This window comes from Amycolatopsis anabasis, from assembly GCF_009765355.1.
GTDB lineage: Bacteria > Actinomycetota > Actinomycetes > Mycobacteriales > Pseudonocardiaceae > Amycolatopsis > Amycolatopsis anabasis.
Map to the genome: position 1 here is coordinate 24,600 of NZ_VTHK01000033.1, position 17,604 is coordinate 42,203.

The following is a 17,604-nucleotide window of genomic DNA, read 5'->3' on the forward strand; positions in this document are numbered from 1 at the left end:
TGACAGATGCGCATTTCGATGATTGGCACGCGCGGCGTTCCCGCGCGTTACGGCGGCTTCGAAACCTGCCTCGAGGAAGTCGGTCAGCGGCTGGTGAAACGCGGCCACGACGTCACCGTGTACTGCCGGGCTGCGGAGGGCGACGACGAGGTGGCGCTCGGTGAGTACCTGGGCATGCGCCTGGTGCGTTTGCCCGCGTTGCGGCGGAAGACGCTGGAGACCCTGAGCCACACCGCGCTGTCCGTCCGGCACGCCGCCGCCGATCGGCCCGATGTCGCGTTCGTCTTCAACGCGGCGAATGCGCCGCTGCTTCCGGTGCTGCGGTTCCGGCGCATTCCGGTGGCGACCCATGTGGACGGTCTGGAGTGGAAACGCGCCAAGTGGAACGGTTTCGGCCAGCGCTACTACCGCGCCGCCGAGGCGCTCGCGGTGCGCTGGTCGGACGCGCTCATCGCGGACGCCCGCGGTATTCAGGACTACTATTCGGAGCGGTTTTCGGTGGCCACCGAGTTCATTCCCTACGGGGCGCCGGTGCTGTCCGGCGTCGGCACCGATCGCATCGCCGAACTCGGTCTGGCGCCGCGGCACTACCACCTGGTGGTCTCCCGGTTCGAGCCGGAGAACCACGTGGATCTCGCGGTCGACGCGTACCGGCGCAGTGCGGCGGCGCATCCGCTGGTGGTGGTCGGATCCGCGCCCTACGCCGACGAATACACCGCGGAGATCAAACGCCTCGCGGGCGCCGACGGGCGCGTGCGGTTGCTCGGCGCGCTGTGGGATCAGCGCCAACTCGATCAGCTCTACGGGAACGCGTTGACCTATGTGCACGGTCACTCGGTCGGCGGTACCAACCCGTCGCTGCTGCGGGCGATGGGCGCCGGGGCCGCGACTTCCGCTTTTGACGTGAACTTCAACCGCGAGGTGCTCGCCGAGTTCGGCCGCTTCTTCACCAACTCCGACGAACTGGCCGCGCTGTACGAGGACGCGGAGGCCAATCGGGAAGCGACCTTGCGCCGCGGTCACGCACAGCTCGCATCGCTGCACCGATACGAGTGGGACGGTGTCGCGGAATCGTATGAATCACTGGCCTTCCGGCTCGCCAACCGCCACGCTGGGAGCCGCAGTCCCACCCCCGAGAACTGACCGCCCCTCCCCAACCCCCACCAGTACAAGGGAAAACTCCATGTCCCCACTGCGACGCCGGCCCGTCGCCCTCGCCGCCACGGTCGTCGCGGCGAGCTCGATCTTCCTGTCGCTGCCCGCTCTGCCCGCCCTGGCGCAGGTTCCGCTTCCGGCAACCATGACGGCCGGGGCCATGCCGACGCCGCAAACCGACGGGATCGTCTGGTCGGTGGCCATCGTCGGCAACACCGTCTACGCGGGTGGCCGGTTCAGCAAGGCCCGGCCCGCCGGTGTCGCTCCGGGCGGCGCCGGGGAAGTCGCGCGGAACAACCTGCTCGCGTTCGACCTGACCACCGGCCAGCTGTTGCCGTGGGCGCCGGGGATTTCCGGAAGCGGAACGCTGACCAGGGATCCCGGCCCGTTCTGCCGGAAACTCTCCGAATCCACGTGGACGTGCGATTCGGTGTTCCGGATCAAGGCCTCGCCGGACGGCAAGCAGATCTACGTCGTCGGCGACTTCGACAAGGTCGACGGCCAGTGGCGCTCCAGGATCGCCCGGTTCGACGCGGCGAGCGGGGCGCTGGACCCGGCGTTCCGGCCGCAGATCGCGGGCCGCGTCCGCGGGCTGTCGATCACTGACGACACGGTCTACGTGGGCGGTGCGTTCAACGCCGTCAACGGGACCCCGCGCACCCGGCTCGCCGCGCTCACCCTGGACGGTTCGCTCAAACCGTGGGCGCCGGCCGCGGACGGCGAGGTGTACGCGCTCCTGGCGGCGCCGCAGCAGGGCCGCGTGGTGATCGGCGGCGGCTTCAACACCGTCAACGGCGAACCGCGCCGGGCCCTGATGGCGGTCGACGCGGCGTCCGGTGTGAACGTCGGCTTCGAGGCGCGCACGCCCGACTCCCACGACACGGTGACCGATATCGTCACCGACGGCAGCGGCACCGCGTATCTCGGTTCGTACAACTACGGCGGGACCCGGCGGTTCGAGGGCCGGGCCGCGATCGACATCGCCACCGGCACGGCGAAGTGGTGGGACGGCTGCTACGGCGACACCCAGGCGGTCACGGTGACCGGGGGAGTGGTCTACAGCGCCTCGCACACGCACGACTGCAGCGCGATCAACGCGGCGCCGGACGACGGCCCGATCGGCTACTACCGGCTGGTGGGCGAGACCGCGGCGGCGGTCGGCACGGCGACCAGGAACGTCAACCACGTCAGGGCGGGGGATCCGATTCCGGAGATGCTGCCGTGGTTCCCGAACACCAACGGCGGCCCGGACGACAGCGTCTGGAAGAACGGGCCGTGGGCGATCGATTCGAACAGCCAGTACGTCGTCGTGGGCGGCGAGTTCACCACGGTCAACGGTAAGCCGCAGCAGAGCCTGACCCGGTTCGCCGCGCGCGGGGTGCCCGGTGCGGTCAACAACGGTCCGCAGCAGGCGTTGCTCAAGGCGCCCGTGCTGACCCGGGAATGGGGTTCGATCGGCAGCCCGGTGATCACCTGGAACACCACCTGGGACGCGCAGAACTCCGACGTCACGTACCAGGTTTTCCGGGACGGCACCGCGGATCCGATCCACACGGTGACGCAGGCCTCCCGGCCGTGGGACACCCCGCAGCTGAAGTACGTCGACCGCCAGGTCAACGCCGGGACCTACCGGATCAAGGCCACCGACGCCGACGGGGTCACCATCGCTTCCCCGCGCTCCTCGATCGGCTAGCCGCACTTCCATGAGGGGACCCCTCCGGACAAAATTTGTCTGGAGGGGTCCCCTCATGAAAGCTCGGGGTTACTGGGGGAGGGCGCCGATGTCGGGGTTCGGGGTGGGCGGTACGCCCAGGACGGCGGCGATGTCGGCGGGAAGGGGTTGCCCGGCGCGCTGGCCCGGGGTGCCCGAGCGCAGGGTGAAGTTGTTCTTCGCCGGATCGGTGAACGGGGACCCGGCGAGGTCGGCGGCGAGGCTGTGCTGGTCCCGCCCGGTGGCGCGGGTGAACTCCGCCAGCGTCGGGTAACCGGCCGTCTTGCCGGAGCCGAGCGACCAGATCACCAGCGGCGCCGGTGTCCCGGATTTCCCGCGCAGGTAGGCGTTGCCGTCGCTGAGCACCACGAACGGATGCCCCTCGAGCGGTTCGTCCTTGTGATCGGCGGAGTCGATGATCGGGTTCGCCGGTTTGGGCTGCGCGAAGAAGTTGTTCACCAGGACCGTGTCCGTGGTGTACCAGGACAACCCGTTCTGCTTGCTGTAGTTGTCGGACGAGGGATCGCGCGGATCGTTGTACAGGCCGAGGTTCGTCGCGTTGTCGGCGAAGGTGTTCTGGTAGACCCGGACGTGGTCGGAGCTGGAGATCTTCAGCCCCCGCGCGCGGTTGCCCACCAGCACGTTCGACGCGATGATCGCGCGCGAGGACACCTCGTAGTACAGGCCGTTGACCGCGTTTCCCTTGGCCACGTTGCGGATCACCACCGCGTCCGTGCAGCCGAGATCGCACCACCAGCCGGTGCCGATGTTGTCGGCGAACACGTTCCCGGCGATGTACGGCTGCCGGGTGTGCGCGATCTTCGCCCCGGACGCGCCGATCGCCTCGCCGCTGAGGGCGAACCGCTCCTGGTTGTTGCGGCTGAACGTGCTGCCGGTCACCCGGAGGCCGTCGGCGCGGTTGGCGACCAGCCCGGCCAGGCCGTTGTCGGTGAACGTGCTCCCGGTGACCTTGCCGCCGGGCTGGTACACCGCCGCGCCGCTGGACGCCGACCACGCGAAGGTGGCGTTCTCGATCGTGACGTCCGGGGCGTTGGCCACCACCATCGCGCCGCGGTTGCCGTAGTCCTGGTTGGAGGCGTACTGCGCCACCCCGATCCCGCGCAGCACGCTGCCGCGCGCCCCCTCGCCGTCCAGTTGCACGAGCCGGTCGAACGCGGTCGCCTCGACCGTCCGCCCGGCCGGGTCGTCGCCGATGATCAGGGCCTTGGCCGCCTTGTCCACGAAGAACCGGCCGGGGCCGACGTCGTCGGCGTCCCCGACCTGGCGCAGCGGTTTCCCGTTCACGAACACCATGTCGGGCAGCCCGGCGAACGGATGCGCCGGATCGATGATCGCGCCGAGGAAACAGCTGTGGCACAGGTCGACGTCCCAGCCGTCGTGCCGCCAGCCGCCGCCGCTGCGCGACCAGCCGTTGACCACGACGGTGCCCTTGAGCCACGCCTGCTCGTCCGGGTACGGCTGCAGGACGATCCGCTTGGTGACCTTGCCCAGCGTCTCCCGGTAGGTGCCGCCGCGCAGCACGATCGTCTGGCCGGGCCGCGCGCGGCCGACCGCCGCCGCGACCGTGCGCAGCGGCGCGGCGACCGTGCCGCTCGCCCCGTCCTGCCCGGCGGGCGCCACGACGATCGCGTCCGCCGGGACCGCGTACCGCGTGGCGGGCACGGTCAGGTCCACGGCAGTCGCCGCGGGTTCGCCGGGGATCTCGGTCCGGCCGTCGCCGGGGAGCACGGTGAAGGCGAGGGCGAGGACCCCGGCCAGGGTGACCGCCGCGTAGCCGAGGGAGCGGCGCCGGGCAGGATTCATAACCCCTCGCGTGTTCCTAAGACGGTATGGAGATCAGTTTGCTGCGCAGCGCGCTGCTGGAAGTGTGGATGGTGTAGGGGAAATAGACTACCCGGGCGCCGACCTCGCCGAGTTGCGATTCGAGTCGTTTCCCCCGTTCGGTACCCCGCCAGTCGTCGCCCTTGAACAGCATGTCGAAGCGCAGGTGCCGCCACGCTTCGAACTTGTCGGTGTGCAGGTCCGGCACCGCCTCGTCGACGTACCGGATGCTGCGGACGATCTCCAGCCGCTCCTCGAACGGCACGATCGGCAGCTTGCCCTTGGCCTTGAACACGACGTCGTCGGAGACCACGCCCGCGACGAGCCGATCGCATTCCTGGCTCGCCCGCCGGAGGATGTTCAGGTGGCCGATGTGGAACATGTCGTACGCCCCCGGGGCGTAACCGATCACCGTCATGCCCCGCCCCCTTCGAGCGCGGCCATGTCCCGGAACCACTTCGGCAGGGCCGCGAGCAGGAAGGCGAAGTTCGCCACGAAGAGCAGTCCGTAGCCGACCGCGAACACCTCCGGAAATCCGAACAGCAGGAACACCAGGCAGGTCAGCCCGTAGTCGGTGGGAACCACCAGCAGCGAGCGCAGGGTGGAGGGCGCGCCCGCGGGACCGGCGGGAACGCCGCGGCTCCGGCGGAGCTGGTCGTTGAGAATCATTCCGAAGAACAGCGTCACCGCGACGATCTGGAAAGCGATCGGCACCAGCAGAAAACCGCGCGGAAGGTCGAAGAAACGGTAACCGGAAATCAGCACGGCCAAATGCAGCGAAGAGACTTTCACCGCGTCGACGACGTGGTCGAGCCATTCTCCGGCGACACTGCCGCCCCCGCGCAACCGGGCGAGCTGGCCGTCCGCGGAGTCCAGCGCGTATCCGATGACCAGTGCCAGCGCCACCGCGATCCCGGCCCAGACCGCGGGTTCGGCGAGCGCGACCGTCGCGATCCCGCCGAAGGTGAACACCGCGCTCACCCCGGTGACCTGATTCGGGGTCAGCCCGGCCTGGTAGGCCGCCGCGGCGAGGTAGCCGCCCAGCCTTCGATTGACGAAGCGGGAGTAGGCGGGAGCGCCCTGGGCGCTCTTCTGGGCCGACGGCAGGCGGCGGAGGGTCGCGGTGAAACCGGTCGCCTTCGCGGGGCGCGGTTCACTCACTCGGCACCCGCAACCCGGAGGCGGGACCGCCGTTCGCGTATGGGTTCATGTCAGGTTACTCACCGGTGGTGACAGGGGGACGTTGTGGGGACGAATCGGGTAATCCGGTGAACGCTATCAGTGTCCGCCGGGGTCGGCTGCTTTTCGGTCACAGGGTCTCGGGTCGTTGCCGGGGTGGTCCATGAATTGTCGCCCTTTCTAATCCTTTCGTTACCGGACTAAACGATGCGGATGTCCGAGGACTCTGACGCCGAAGCTGCTGATATATTTCGCTGGCCACTCTCGGTGAAATGATCGGATACAGGACGTATGGACGAGCAGCCGTCACCGCGGATCCTCGACGCGCTCTGGAGGTATCGGTGGAGCTCGCTGGCGATCGTACTGCTGGTCGTCGTGCTCAGTGCGGCGGTGGCCCTGGTGATCGGCGGCGGCACGACCGCTACCGCGCGCGTGGTGCTCAAGACCCCGGACAAGGCCGGGGTGGTCGGGGTGGACTCGACCAGTGAGTCCGCGTTCGTCCGCTACGTGAACCAGCGCGCGCTGTTCGTGGTGTCCGATCGCGTGCTCACCAGCGCCAGCGCGAGCATGGGCGGCGCGGTGCCGCTCGACACGCTGCGCGAACAGGTGACCGCCAAGGCGTCCGAGAACGGCGAGTCGATCGTGGTGACGGTCACGGCGGGCAGCCTCGACCAGTCGCTGATGACCGCGGACGCGGTGACCAAGGCGTACCAGGCCGAATCGCGCGCGGACGTCCAGTCGTCGGCGCAGAAGACCCTGGACACCCTCGCCGCGCGGCGCAAGGACGCCGCCGCCGAGCCGAACACCTCGGCCGCGGCGACCACGTTGAGCGAATTGGACAAGCAGGCGACCCAGGTGCGCGTGGCCGCCGACCAGTTCGGCGATGGTGTGTCCTTTGTGGACAAAGCGGTGCCGGACAGCGCCGGGGCCGCCGCGTCGCTGCTGCGCGACGTGGCGATCGGCCTCGCGTTCGGTCTGCTACTCGCCGCGGCGGTCGCCTGGGTCCGCGCCGACCGCGACCGGCGCATGCGCGACAGCGACGACCTGTCCGGCGCCACCGGAGAGCCGGTGCTCGCCGAGATCGAGGTGCTGACCGATCCCGAGGTGGCCGCCCTGCGCGAGGTGGGCAGCCCGCCGCTGTGGCCCTACCAGTTCGCCGCCTCCGGGCTGCGGACCGCGGTGGACCGCGGCGTGGTGGTGGTGACCGCGAGCGCGCCCGGGGACGGCAGCACGACCTCGACCCTGCAGATCGCCACCGCGGCGGCCCGCAGCGGCGCGCGGGTGCTGCTGGTCGATGCGTCGGTCCGGTCGCACGGGCTGTCCGATCTGCTCGGGCTCCGCTACGACCCGCACGGGCTGACCTCGATCGCGGTGGGCGCGATGCGCGCGGACGAATGCACGCGCGTGGTCGACCTCGGCGACCGGGTCTACCTGTGGGCGATCCCGGCCGGGCAGTACCAGGAGGCCACGCTGGACCACTTCCGCTCCAGCCTGCTGCAGAAGTCGGTGGCCGCGATGCGCACCGCCTACGATCTGGTGCTCGTGGACTGCGCCTCGCCGTCGATCGCCCCGGAGGTCACGCCGATCATCCGGGAGTCCGACGGCGTGGTGGTCGTGGTCCGCCGGGACCGGGAATCCCGGTCGGTGCACCGGCTCCGGGAGCAGATCCGGCTGCTCGGCGGTTCGGTGATCGGGTACCTGTTCACCTTCGCGCGCCCGCAGCGGGACATGCCGCGGCGCGCCATCATGCCGAACCCGCTCCGGCGTCAGCAATAAGTGGCCGTCCGAGGATTGCACCGCCTGGCCGGGAAGATCGGGGCCCCGGTCATCTCGCAGGGCCTGACCGCCGGCACCAGCCTGCTGCTGCAGATCGTCGCCGCGCGCACCCTCGGACTCACCGAGTACGGCTCGTTCGCGGTGTTCCTCGCCGTGCTGGTGAGCGCGACCGCGCTCTACACCGGCTACGTCGGCGACAGCCTCGCGGTGCTCGACCGGCACGACCCGGTCACCCGCCCCGCCCTGGTGACCAGCGCGCTCGCCGCGCTGGTGCTCGCTTTCGCGGGCGGGCTGGCGACCTCGTTGATCCTGCGCGACGGCGACTTCGGCACCGCGTTGCTCTACGCGGCCATGGTGGTCGGCTGGCTGGCCGAGGAGACGTTCCGGCGCCTGCTGATCGCCCGGCAGGAGTTCTGGAAGCTGGTCGGCAACGACGTGGCCTATCTGCTCGGCACGTTCGCCGCGCTCGGCGCCTGGTCCCTCACCGCCCGGACGGTCACCCTGCCGATGATCTTCGCGGCGATGGGCGTCGGCACGGTCGCCGCGATCGTCACCGGATTCGCCCAGGTGCCCGCGGCCGAGCTGCGGCGGGTGCGCCCGGGCCGGGCGGGGTTGCGGGCGGTCGCCTCCTTCGCCGGGTGGCGCTCGCTGCACGCCACGCTGCGCCCGGCCGCGATGCTGGCCTCCCGCGTGCTCGTCGCGAACCTGGTTTCGCTGACGGCCGTGGGCATCCTGGAGACCGGGCGGCTGGTGGTCGCGCCGCTGCAGGTGGTCATCAACGGCGCCGGGAGCTTCCTGCTCGCGGGATTCGCGGCGCACGAGCGGGGCGGCCGGGGCGCCGGGAACCTGGCCACCCGGGCCGCCTGGTTGCTGGTCGGGGTCACGGTCGGCGGGGGAGCGGTGCTTTCGGTGTTCGCGCATCCGCTCGGCCGGTTGATGACCGGGCAGGAGGTCGATCCGCTGCTCCTGCTCGGCTGGGTCGCCTATCTCGGCGTCTGGGCCGCGGGGCTGCCGTACGTCACCGAGGTGGTGGCCCGGAAGCTCTCCCGCGCGGTGTTCACGATCCGGCTCGTCGATTCGCTCGCCGGGCTCGCGCTGGCGCTGGCGGCGTTGCTGGCCGGGGCGCCGGTCGCCGCGGTGCCGTGGCTGATGGCACTGGGCGGGCTGTACTCGGTCCTCCGGTTGCGGAGCCTGGCCCGGCGCACGCGCGCCGAACGGCCGGAACGGTCCCGGATCGATCTCGAGGCGACCGTCCGCATTCCGCACGTGTGAGGCACCGCACATCTGGATCTCCGCGAAATAGTCAAGCGCTCAACTATGTTCAGGAGGGTTGAACGCTCAACGACGAAAGGACAGCACCCGATGACCTCGGCGACCTCCCGCACCGAAACCCTCGAACTTCCGCACGACGTCCAGGACCTGCTGTTCCGGGAAGCTCGTACGGCCAACACGTTCAGCTCCGAACCGGTCACCGACGAGCAGCTCCAGGCGATCTACGACCTGGTCAAGTGGGCGCCCACCTCGATGAACATCCAGCCGCTGCGCGCCGTGGTGATCCGCAGCGACGAGGCGAAGCAGCGCCTGCTGCCGCTGATGGCCGAGGGCAACCGGGCGAAGACCGCCACCGCGCCGGTGACCGTCATCCTCGCCGCGGACACCGAGTTCCACGAGAACTTCGAGAAGACCTTCCCGCACAAGCCGGAGGCCCGGGAGTACTTCGCGGAGGACGGCCCCCGCGCCGAGGCCGCCAAGTTCAACGCCCTGCTGCAGGTGGGCTACTTCATCATCGGGATCCGCGCGGCCGGGCTCGCCGCCGGTCCGATGATCGGCTTCGACAACGCGGGGATCGAGCGGGAGTTCTTCGGCGGCAAGCCGTGGAAGTCGCTGGTCGTGATCAACATCGGCAAGCCGGGCGAGAACCCGTGGTTCGGCCGCCTGCCCCGCCTCGACTACGACGAGGTCGTCGAGACCGTCTGACCTCGTCAGCGACGCCTTGGAAGGACGCAGCGGACCCCGCGGCGTCCTTCAGGGCGTTGCGGGGCCCGTACCAGGTGACGGCTAGCATCAAGGGGTCGTCGCGGATGCCGCGAGTCAGGAAATCCGAAACCTAGGAGCCAGTCGTGTCCCAGTCGTTGTCAGTCGCCGCCGTACCCGCCTCGCGTGTGGTGGTTCCGGCCGGCACTACGGCGGGCCACGCGGTGCGGGAGGCGGGGTTGCCCGGCAAGGGGCCCGACGCGATCGTCGTCGTGCGCGACCCCGAGGGCAAGCTCCGGGACCTGGCCTGGACGCCGGACGCCGAGGTCGAGGTCGAGCCGGTCGCCGCGAACACCGAGGATGGGCGCAGCGTCATCCGGCACTCGGCGGCGCACGTGCTCGCGCAGGCCGTGCAGCAGCAGTTCCCGGAGGCCAAGCTGGGCATCGGCCCGCCGGTCAAGGACGGGTTCTACTACGACTTCGCGGTGGACAAGCCGTTCACGCCCGAGGACCTGCAGGCGCTGGAGAAGCGCATGAAGCAGATCATCAAGGGCGCGCAGCAGTTCTCCCGGCGCGTGCTGGAATCGGTGGACGCGGCGAAGGAAGAACTGGCCGACGAGCCGTTCAAACTGGAACTGGTCGACCTGAAGTCGGACGTGGACACCTCCGAGGTGATGGAGGTCGGCGGCGGTGAGCTGACCGTGTACGACAACCTCGACCCGCGGACCAAGGAACGGGTGTGGGGCGACCTGTGCCGCGGGCCGCACGTGCCGACCACCAAGTACATCCCGGCGTTCAAGCTGACCCGGGTCGCGGCCGCGTACTGGCGCGGCAACGAGAACAACCCGCAGTTGCAGCGGATCTACGGCACCGCGTGGGAATCGGCGGAGGCGCAGGACGCCTACCTGGAACTGCTCGCCGAGGCCGAGCGCCGGGACCACCGCAAGCTGGGCGCCGAACTGGACCTGTTCTCCTTCCCGGACGAGATCGGCTCCGGGCTCCCGGTATTTCACCCGAAGGGCGGAATCATCCGGCGGGAACTGGAGAACTACTCGCGGCAGCGGCACGAGGAGTCGGGCTACGAGTTCGTCAACACCCCGCACATCACCAAGGGCTCGCTGTTCGAGACCTCCGGCCACCTGCCGTACTACGCGGACAGCATGTTCCCGCCGATCCCGTTCGAGGGAGTGGACTACTACCTCAAGGCGATGAACTGCCCGATGCACCACCTGATCTACCGGTCGCGCGGGCGGTCCTACCGGGAACTGCCGCTGCGCCTGTTCGAGTTCGGGACGGTGTACCGGTACGAGAAGTCCGGTGTGGTGCACGGCCTGACCCGGGTGCGCGGCCTCACCATGGACGACTCGCACATCTACTGCACCAAGGAGCAGATGCAGGGCGAGCTGCGGTTCCTGCTCGGCTTCATCCTCGATCTGCTGCGGGACTACGGGCTGACCGACTTCTACCTCGAACTGTCCACTCGGGACGATTCGCCGAAGTTCATCGGTGACCCGAAGGAGTGGGAGGAGGCGACCGAGACGCTGCGCGAGGCGGCCGAGGCGTCCGGTTTGGAGCTCGTCCCCGATCCGGGTGGCGCCGCGTACTACGGGCCGAAGATCTCCGTGCAGGCGCGGGACGCGATCGGCCGCACCTGGCAGATGTCGACCATCCAGGTCGACTTCCAGCACCCGCAGCGGTTCGGGCTGGAGTACCAGGCCGCGGACGGCACCCGGAAGCAGCCGGTGGTGATCCACCGGGCGCTGTTCGGTTCGATCGAGCGGTTCTTCGGCGTGCTGACCGAGCACTACGCGGGCGCGTTCCCGGCGTGGCTCTCGCCGGTGCAGGTCGTCGGCATCCCGATCGCCGACGAACACGTCGAGCATCTGCGTGGCGTGGAGAAAGCCTTGCGCGCCAAGGGAATCCGGGTCGAGATCGACACCAGTGACGACCGGATGCAGAAGAAGATCCGCACGCACACCACGCAGAAGGTGCCGTTCCTGCTGCTCGCCGGCGGCAAGGACGTGGAGGCGGGCGCGGTGTCGTTCCGGTTCCGCGACGGGGGCCAGATCAACGCGGTGCCGGTCACCGACGCGGTCGAGGCCATCGCGGGCTGGGTCGCCCGGCGGGAGAACGCCTCGCCGACCGCCGAGGCGCTGGGAGCGGTTCTGGCGTGACGGAACCGGAACTCCAGGACGGGGTCGGGGTCCCGGACGCCTTGCAGCGCCTGTGGACCCCGCACCGGCTGGCGTATGTGCAGGGGGAGACCGACGACAAGAACGACGAGCCGAAGGGCTGCCCGTTCTGCCGCCTGCCGGAGAAGGACGACGCCGAAGCGCTGATCCTCGCGCGCGGGCGGGTGGTCTACGCGGTGCTCAACCTGTACCCGTACAACCCCGGGCATCTGATGGTGGTGCCGTACCGGCACGTGGCCGACTACACCGAGCTGACCGCGGGGGAGACCGTGGAGCTCGCCGAGTTCACCCAGCGGGCGATGACCGTGGTGCGCTCGGTTTCCGGGGCGCACGGGTTCAACATCGGCATGAACCAGGGCGTCATCGCCGGCGCCGGCATCGCCGCCCACCTGCACCAGCACCTGGTGCCGCGGTGGGGCGGCGACGCCAACTTCATGCCGGTCATCGGCCACACCAAGGTCTTGCCCCAGCTGCTCGGCCAGACCCGCGACCTCCTCGCGGCCGCCTGGCCCGCCGCGACCTGACCGCCCGCGCGCCCGCACCTCAGCGGCGAGTTGGTCGTGAGTGGCCAGGCCGGTCAGAGCCGATCTGAACACTCACGCCCCCAGCTCTCCAAGCGCGGCACTTTCGAAAAGTACGCATCCGGCGCTGGTGTCCCTCAACGCGCCCAGCGCTCGCCAAGGCGAGTAGCTCGCACCGTGGGGGTGTGGGGGGTCGCCCCCCACATCACTGCAGCGCGGCCTCGATCTCGAGGTTGATCTTGACGTTCTCGCCGAGGAAGGCGTTGCCCTCCGGGCCGATGCCGAAGTCGCGGCGGTTCACCGTGGCCTCGGCGGAGACGCCCAGGGTGGTGGCGTTGTCGTTGGCCGGATTGGGGCCGACGCCGTTGAACTCGGCCTTCAGCGCAACCGGCTTCGTCACACCGCGCCAGGTGAGCTCGCCGTCGATGACGTAGTCGTCGCCGTCCTCGCGGATCCCGGTGGAGCGGAAGCTGATGGTGGGGTTGTTGTCGGCGTCGAAGAAGTCCGCCGAAAGCAGGTGCTCGTCGCGCTGCGCGCTGCCGCTGTCCACCGACTTGACGTCGATGTCGGCGGTCACCGAGGAGTCCAGGATGTTCTCCGCGGTGGTGATCTGACCGCTGAACGAGACGAAGCTGCCCCGGGACTTGGCCAGGCCGAGGTGCTTGACGCTGTAGGTGATGTCCGAATGGACCGCGTCGATGTTCCAGGTGCCGGCGACGTAGCCGGGAATCTCGGTCGCGGTTGCGCTCATGGAGTCCTCCTGTATCGCATGTGGACAGGACTCATGATCAATGATTGAGCCCTCAACCACGACCCTAGCGCAGATTGGTTGAGCGCTCAACCATGGGGTAGTATGTCTTACATGGAGGACACCCGGTGGCTCACTGACGAGGAACAACGCGTCTGGCGCGAGTTCTCCGCCGCCACCAGCATGCTCAGGGCTCACCTCGAGGGGCAGCTGCAGCACGACTCGGGCATGCCGCACACCTACTACGAAGTGCTCGTCCGACTTTCCGAGTCGCCGGACCGGATGCTGCGGATGAGCGAGCTCGCCGAGGCCAGCCAGTCCTCGCGCAGCCGCCTTTCGCACGCCGTCGCGCGGCTGGAAGCCAACGGCTGGGTGCGCCGGGAGGCCTGCCCCACGGACAAGCGGGGCGCCTGGGCGCGGCTCACCCCGGAGGGCCTCGCCGCCCTCGAACAGGCCGCGCCCGGCCACGTCGAGGCGGTCCGCGAGAGCCTGTTCGACGTGCTCACCCCGGAACAGATCGAGATGCTCGGCGAGATCAGCCGGGCGATCCGGAACAAGCTCGCGCCCCGCTGCGCCGCCGCCAAGGCCGCCGAAGAGCAGGCGTCCGAAGCCCACTAGGAGACAAATCGGCTCGGCGCGCGATGCTCTTGCCGGGACCGTCGGGGCTTGTCGATAGGCTGCGATCGCCCATCCGCCCACGCAGCTTAGGTGCACCGACTTCAGCTCATGCTCAATATCTTCGCGCGCGCTTCCGTCTCCCGCGTCACCGATCCGATCGGCCGGGCGCTGCTGCGCGTCGGCGTCACCCCGAATGTGATGACGGTCATCGGCACCGCGGGCGCGATCATCAGCGCTTTGCTGACGTTTCCGAACGGGCACCTGCTGACCGGCACGTTCACCGTGTGGGGGTTCGCGATGCTCGACCTGCTCGACGGGGCGATCGCGCGGGCCCGCGGGCACGGCACCCCGTTCGGCGCCGTGCTGGACGCCACCTGCGACCGCCTGGTCGACGGCGCGCTGTTCGCGGCGATCGCGTGGTGGTGCTTCGTGATCGACGGCAACCACCGCGCCGCCGCGGCCGCGCTGATCTGCCTGGTGCTCGCGCAGGTCATCTCGTATGTGAAGGCGCGCGCCGAAGCGTCCGGTTTGGAGGCCGACGGCGGTCTGGTGGAACGGGCCGAGCGGCTGATCATCGCGCTGGTCGGCACCGGCCTGCAGGGATTCGGGCTGCCCTACCTGGTCGAGGGGACGCTGTGGCTGTTGGCTCTGTTGTCGGTGATCACCCTGGTGCAGCGGACGTCCGCGGTCGCGGCGGCGGCGCGGGAGGCCCGGTCGTGAGTGCCGCCGACCGGTTGAGCGCGTTCGGGTACGCCGCCGGCTGGCGCCTGGTGCGGACGCTGCCGCGCGGTTTCACCGGCACGCTCTTCTCCCTCGGCGCGGATTTCGTGTCCCGCCGCGGCAAGGGCGGCGTGCGGCAACTGCGCCGGAACCTCGCCCGGGTGGTGCCGCAGGCGGACGAGGCCGAACTCGACGAACTCACCCGGCGCGCGATGCGGTCGTACGCCCGGTACTGGCACGAGACCTTCCGGTTGCCGTCGATGGACGCCGAGGCCATCTACCGCAAGGCGGAAGCGGAGATCAGCGGCAAGGAGAACCTGGACGCCGCGCTGGCCCAGGGCAACGGCGCGATCCTGGCGTTGCCGCATTCGGGCAACTGGGACGTCGCCGGGATCTGGCTGGTCGGGCATTCGGGGCCGTTCACCACGGTCGTCGAGCGGCTCAAGCCCGAGTCGCTGTACCGGCGATTCGTGGCGTACCGGGAGTCGCTCGGTTTCGAGGTGCTGCCCGCCAGCGGGGGCACCACGTCGTTCCGCCTGCTGCTCCAGCGGCTGCGGGAGAACAAGGTCGTCTGCCTGGTCGCCGACCGGGACCTCGGCGCGGGCGGGGTGCCGGTCACCTTCTTCGGCGAGCAGACCAAGATGCCCGGCGGCGCGGCGCGGCTCGCGGCGAGCACCGGCGCGGCGCTGCTCCCGGTCGGCTGCTGGTACACCGAGGACGGGTGGGGACTGCGGATCCACCCCCGGGTCCGGGTGACCGCGCGCGCCGAGATCCCCGCCGCGATCCAGGCGCTGGCCGACGTGTTCGCGGGCGATATCGCCGCGCATCCCGCAGACTGGCACATGCTGCAGAAGTTCTGGCTCGCCGATCTCGAAGCGGAGGAGGCGAAGCCGCCTGGGGGAGGCGGGGTAGGGGAATGAAGATCGGCATCGTCTGTCCGTACTCGTTCGACGTGCCCGGTGGGGTGCAGGGGCACGTGGTCGAGCTCGCGAAGGCGTTGCTGGCCCGGGGGCACGAGGTGTCCGTGCTCGCCCCCGCCGACGAGGACGCGGAGCTGCCCGCGTTCGTGCATCCCGCGGGCAAGGCGCTCGGCATCCCGTACAACGGCTCGGTGGCGCGGCTGCAGTTCGGCCCGGTGTCCTACGCGCGGGTGCGGCGGTGGTTGCGGGACAACGCGTTCGACGTCCTGCACCTGCACGAACCGGCGGCGCCGAGCCTGTCCCTGCTCGCGTTGAAGATCGCCGACGGGCCGATCGTGGCCACCTTCCACACGTCCACGCCGCGTTCCCGCACGCTGTCGGCGTTCCAGCCGGTCCTGCGGCCGTTGCTGGAGAAGATCACCGCCCGGATCGCGGTGTCCGCGCTCGCCCGCCGGGTGCAGGTGGAGCACGCGGGCGGGGACGCGGTGGAGATCCCCAACGGGGTCGACGTCGACTTCTTCGCCCGGGCCGCCCCGCTGGACGGGTACCCGCGCGCGGGCGGCACGGTCGGTTTCGTCGGCCGGTTCACCGAACCGCGCAAGGGGATGGGTGTGCTGCTGGACGCGCTGCGGCGGCTGCGGCCCGGGCTCCCGGACCTGCGGCTGCTGGTGGTCGGCAGCGGTGATCCGGACGCGCTGCGCAGGCAGGCCGGGCCGGGCCTGGCCGATCGGATCGACCTGCTCGGCCAGGTCGACGACAAGACCAAGGCCCGCGCGCTGAGCAGCGTGGACGTGTACTGCGCGCCGAACACCGGCGGGGAGAGCTTCGGGATGATCCTGACCGAGGCGATGGCGGCGGGCGCGCCGGTGGTGGCGAGCGGTCTGGACTCGTTCCGGCGGGTGCTCGACGACGGCCGGGCCGGGGTGCTCACGCCGACCGGGGACGCCGCGTCGCTCGCCGGGGTGCTGCGCGAACTGCTCGCCGATCCGGCGCGGCGGGCCGCGCTGGCCGCGGCGGCGCGGGAGCGGGTCGCGATCTACGACTGGCCGGTGGTCGCGACCCAGGTGCTGCGGGTGTACGAGACCGCGGTGGCCGCGGATCCCCGGCGGGTCAGCGCGGACGGCGAGGAAGCGTTGCGATGAACGGGTTCGTGCTCGCCGCCGCGATCGTGGCGGTGCTCGTGGTGCTCGGCGGGCTGTGGCTGGTCGCGACCGCGAACCGGCTGGATCGGTTGCACGTGCGGATGGACGCGGGATGGGCCGCGCTGGACGCCGCGCTCGCCCGGCGCGCGGTGGTCGCCCGGACGGTGGCCGCGTTCCGCGGCGCCGGGGCGGCGGAGCTGCGGGCCGTCGCGGAACGGGCCGAGGGCGCGCCGCGGGCCGAACGCGAGGCCGAGGAGAACGAACTCACCCGGCTTCTGTCCACAGTGGACCGCACCGAACTGCCGCCGCCGCTCGCCGACGAGCTGACCGACGCCGAGCACCGGGTGGTGATCGCCCGCCGGGTGCACAACGACGCGGTGCGCGACACGCTCGCGCTGCGGCGCCGGCGGCGTGTGCGGTACTTCAAACTGGCCGGGACCGCGCCCCAGCCGGAGTACTTCGAGATCGCCGAGCCGGAACTGGAACCGGAGGACACCCTGCCGACGCCGCGGACCTCGGCGCGGGTGGTGCTCGTCGACCGGGACGGCCGGGTGCTGCTGTTCAACGGATTCGATCCGGCGGATCCGGCGGAGTCGTTCTGGTTCACCACCGGGGGTGGCGTCGAACGGGGCGAGGACGTGCTCGCGGCCGCGCGGCGCGAACTGCGCGAGGAGACCGGGCTCGAACTGCCCGCGGACCGGTTGACCGGGCCGGTCTGGCGCCGCCGCGTGCGGTTCAGCTTCGAGGGCCGGGCGTACGACGGCGACGAATGGTTCTTCCTCGCCGAACTGCGCGGCGACGGCGAGGTGGCGGTGGACGTCTCGGGGTTCAACGAGATCGAACGGGCGACGATCCGTGAGTACCGCTGGTGGAGCGCGGACGAACTGCGCGAGACCGACCAGACCGTCTACCCGGAGCGGCTCGGCGAGTTGCTGCCGGACCTGCTCGGGTCCCCGTGGAACGGCCAGACCCGGCTGCTCGACTGACGGCGGCGGCGAAAAATAGCAAGGGAGATTTACTACGGTCTGACGGTAGTAAAGCTCCCTCGCTCCGGTTGAGGTGGAGCGAAGGTCCCTTGCTTTTTTGGCGACGCGGTGGGCTGAGGT

Annotated in this window: 16 protein-coding genes; 12 read left to right on the top strand and 4 right to left on the bottom strand. The window is 70.3% G+C overall.

Annotated features, from left to right (window positions below):
• Positions 1-18: 18 nt before the first annotated feature.
• Both FXO23_RS33635 and FXO23_RS33640 read left to right on the top strand, forming a co-directional pair.
• Positions 19-1,143, top strand: a complete 1,125-nt coding sequence (locus FXO23_RS33635) for a DUF1972 domain-containing protein (protein ID WP_246258193.1) — start codon at positions 19-21, stop codon at positions 1,141-1,143.
• A 40-nt stretch (positions 1,144-1,183) separates the two neighbouring features.
• The gene (locus tag FXO23_RS33640; RefSeq protein WP_179956956.1) at positions 1,184-2,848 is read left to right on the top strand and encodes a delta-60 repeat domain-containing protein; all 1,665 of its coding nucleotides are present in this window, start codon (positions 1,184-1,186) and stop codon (positions 2,846-2,848) included.
• A 69-nt stretch (positions 2,849-2,917) separates the two neighbouring features.
• Here FXO23_RS33640 and FXO23_RS33645 read toward each other — a convergent pair whose 3' ends face one another.
• Genes FXO23_RS33645 through FXO23_RS33655 form a run of 3 tightly spaced genes read right to left on the bottom strand, consistent with a single transcriptional unit; the run spans position 2,918 to position 5,869 of the window.
• Positions 2,918-4,690, bottom strand: coding sequence for a right-handed parallel beta-helix repeat-containing protein (locus tag FXO23_RS33645; RefSeq protein WP_158889753.1), 1,773 nt, complete (start codon positions 4,688-4,690; stop codon positions 2,918-2,920).
• A gap of 16 nt (positions 4,691-4,706) precedes the next feature.
• Positions 4,707-5,126, bottom strand: coding sequence for an FAD synthase family protein (locus tag FXO23_RS33650; protein WP_158889755.1), 420 nt, complete (start codon positions 5,124-5,126; stop codon positions 4,707-4,709).
• Positions 5,123-5,869: a CDP-alcohol phosphatidyltransferase family protein gene (locus tag FXO23_RS33655; RefSeq protein ID WP_158889757.1), complete on the bottom strand. Its 747-nt coding sequence runs from the start codon at positions 5,867-5,869 to the stop codon at positions 5,123-5,125. The genes FXO23_RS33650 and FXO23_RS33655 overlap by 4 nt, the downstream gene beginning before the upstream one ends.
• A gap of 309 nt (positions 5,870-6,178) precedes the next feature.
• Here FXO23_RS33655 and FXO23_RS33660 point away from each other — a divergent pair, with 309 nt between their 5' ends.
• The 5 genes from FXO23_RS33660 to FXO23_RS33680 all read left to right on the top strand — a co-directional run bounded on the left by FXO23_RS33660 (position 6,179) and on the right by FXO23_RS33680 (position 12,353).
• On the top strand, positions 6,179-7,663 hold the full coding sequence (locus FXO23_RS33660; protein WP_179956957.1) for a P-loop NTPase family protein: 1,485 nt from the start codon (positions 6,179-6,181) through the stop codon (positions 7,661-7,663).
• The gene (locus FXO23_RS33665; RefSeq protein ID WP_246258194.1) at positions 7,664-8,935 is read left to right on the top strand and encodes an MATE family efflux transporter; all 1,272 of its coding nucleotides are present in this window, start codon (positions 7,664-7,666) and stop codon (positions 8,933-8,935) included.
• 90 nt (positions 8,936-9,025) lie between these two features.
• Positions 9,026-9,640, top strand: coding sequence for a malonic semialdehyde reductase (locus FXO23_RS33670; RefSeq protein ID WP_158889759.1), 615 nt, complete (start codon positions 9,026-9,028; stop codon positions 9,638-9,640).
• Between the two features lie 143 nt (positions 9,641-9,783).
• Positions 9,784-11,811: a threonine--tRNA ligase gene (gene thrS / locus FXO23_RS33675; protein WP_158889761.1), complete on the top strand. Its 2,028-nt coding sequence runs from the start codon at positions 9,784-9,786 to the stop codon at positions 11,809-11,811.
• Positions 11,808-12,353: an HIT family protein gene (locus tag FXO23_RS33680; protein WP_158889763.1), complete on the top strand. Its 546-nt coding sequence runs from the start codon at positions 11,808-11,810 to the stop codon at positions 12,351-12,353. Before thrS ends, FXO23_RS33680 begins: the two co-directional genes overlap by 4 nt.
• A gap of 202 nt (positions 12,354-12,555) precedes the next feature.
• Here FXO23_RS33680 and FXO23_RS33685 read toward each other — a convergent pair whose 3' ends face one another.
• Complete coding sequence (locus FXO23_RS33685; RefSeq protein ID WP_158889765.1) at positions 12,556-13,101, bottom strand: YceI family protein; 546 nt, start codon at positions 13,099-13,101, stop codon at positions 12,556-12,558.
• A 111-nt stretch (positions 13,102-13,212) separates the two neighbouring features.
• On the opposite strand from FXO23_RS33685, the gene FXO23_RS33690 reads away from it, so the two are divergent.
• From FXO23_RS33690 to FXO23_RS33705, 5 genes are all read left to right on the top strand, one after another.
• Complete coding sequence (locus FXO23_RS33690) at positions 13,213-13,716, top strand: MarR family winged helix-turn-helix transcriptional regulator (protein ID WP_158889767.1); 504 nt, start codon at positions 13,213-13,215, stop codon at positions 13,714-13,716.
• A 108-nt stretch (positions 13,717-13,824) separates the two neighbouring features.
• Positions 13,825-14,436, top strand: coding sequence for a phosphatidylinositol phosphate synthase (gene pgsA, locus FXO23_RS51880; RefSeq protein ID WP_246258195.1), 612 nt, complete (start codon positions 13,825-13,827; stop codon positions 14,434-14,436).
• Complete coding sequence (locus FXO23_RS51885; protein WP_246258196.1) at positions 14,433-15,356, top strand: phosphatidylinositol mannoside acyltransferase; 924 nt, start codon at positions 14,433-14,435, stop codon at positions 15,354-15,356. Before pgsA ends, FXO23_RS51885 begins: the two co-directional genes overlap by 4 nt.
• A complete protein-coding gene (locus tag FXO23_RS33700; protein ID WP_158889771.1) occupies positions 15,353-16,498 on the top strand; it encodes a glycosyltransferase family 4 protein in 1,146 nt (381 codons plus the stop codon). The genes FXO23_RS51885 and FXO23_RS33700 overlap by 4 nt, the downstream gene beginning before the upstream one ends.
• A complete protein-coding gene (locus FXO23_RS33705) occupies positions 16,495-17,484 on the top strand; it encodes an NUDIX hydrolase (RefSeq protein WP_158889773.1) in 990 nt (329 codons plus the stop codon). The genes FXO23_RS33700 and FXO23_RS33705 overlap by 4 nt, the downstream gene beginning before the upstream one ends.
• Positions 17,485-17,604: the final 120 nt, after the last annotated feature.